Genomic DNA, 1,307 nt, shown 5'->3' with positions numbered 1-1,307 from the left:
TCCTGCCCGGGGTGCGCAGCGCGCTCCGCACCCCGGGCAGGACCCCGCCGAACGCACGCCGGGCCCCACGGCATCCGCACCGCACCACGCGTCCCCGCGCCCCAAGCCGGGAACCGTCGAGGCCGCACAGCACCTCGGCTCCGTGGAGCCCGCGCCGCACCCCTACCGCCCCCTCCAGTCCCCGCCGCTGCCGCACCGTCCGCCACACGCGCACCCCGATCTCCACCCGCTCCCGGGTCACCCGAGCCGTCCGGGCCGGCAGCACGCGCAGAGCCCCGACGGCGATTCCACCAGCTGGCGCTCCCACCCCGGCCCGGCCCCCGCGGCGACGTGGCAGCCGGGTGCTCCCGGCGTCGTCGAGCAGGGCCGAGAGCGGGGCAGGGCGTGAGCGCCCCGTCCGCCGAAGGTCCGGTGCTCACCATGAACACGCTCGTCCGAGTCGGCCGCCATCTGACGCACACCCCGGGCGCCCCGGTGCGCCTGCCCGTCCCCGACGGCATGACGGTCCCGCTGGGCTGCGACGCCGTCGCCGTCCCCGCGCACCTGGGCCCGCTGCTGATGCCGCGTCTCCCGCGCGTGGGATGCGTGTACTCCGACGAGACGCACTGGTGGTGGCTCGTCCCCGCCGACTCCGACTACGCCGTCGAGTGGCCCGCGCCCGCGCGGTACGCGACCGGAGCGGTCCTCCCGGACGTGCCGCACACCCTCACCCTGATCCACCGCCCCGCGGGCACCGTCCCGTACACCCCGCCGATACCGCTGTACCTGGCGCTGTGCCGGCTGACGGGGACGACGCCGACCTGGTCGAGGCCGATCAGCGTCTAGGGCCTTCACGTCTTGAGGCTGCGTGTTCCGGCGCAGCCTCAAGCTCATGCCCGCGTTTCGGGACCCCGTCCACCTCACGGCGCACGCCCGCGCGCACGCGTCTCTCGTCGCGCGCCCTCCCCCGTCCCGCCCCCGCGCGCCATAGTGGCCGTTCGTGCATATGCCGAAGGGCGACACCTCGGGGGAGGCGAAGCGTGCGCAGACCGCGCGGGCAGCAGAAGGACGGTCGTGAGGACCGTGAGGTCTCGGACTCGGAGCGGCTCCTGTTCGGAGGCCCGCTCAGCTACGACGCCGGCTGGAACCAGCACGAACACGCGTTCCTGGAGCTGAGCTTCCGCTCGATGCTCACCCGGCTGCCCTCCCTGCTCGCCGTCAGCCTCCGGCTGGCCCGGCAGGCCGACCCGCGCGCGGCGACGACCGTGCTGGCCGCCGACGGCACCCCTCTCCTCGCGATCAGCCACCTCTCCCCCACGGTCCGCCAC

At 75.4% G+C, this 1,307-nt stretch carries 1 protein-coding gene and 2 pseudogenes; all 3 read left to right on the top strand.

Annotated features, from left to right (window positions below):
- Nucleotides 1–388 (top strand): annotated as a pseudogene (locus ACVNF4_RS36155) (hypothetical protein); the annotation flags it as partial.
- Between the two features lie 32 nt (nt 389–420).
- A complete protein-coding gene (locus ACVNF4_RS36150; protein ID WP_461807052.1) occupies nt 421–825 on the top strand; it encodes a hypothetical protein in 405 nt (134 codons plus the stop codon).
- Nucleotides 826–1,019: 194 nt separating this feature from the next.
- Nucleotides 1,020–1,307, top strand: a pseudogene (locus ACVNF4_RS36145) (hypothetical protein); the annotation flags it as partial.

Source organism: Streptomyces sp. S6 (genome assembly GCF_054880855.1).
Note: the sequence above shows the minus strand (reverse complement) of the source record. Positions and strands in the feature narration are given on the sequence as shown.

Coding starts and splice junctions, on each gene's coding strand:
- ACVNF4_RS36150 (WP_461807052.1), top strand. CDS start 421: ATGAACACGCTCGTCCGAGTCGGCCGCCATCTGACGCACACCCCGGGC.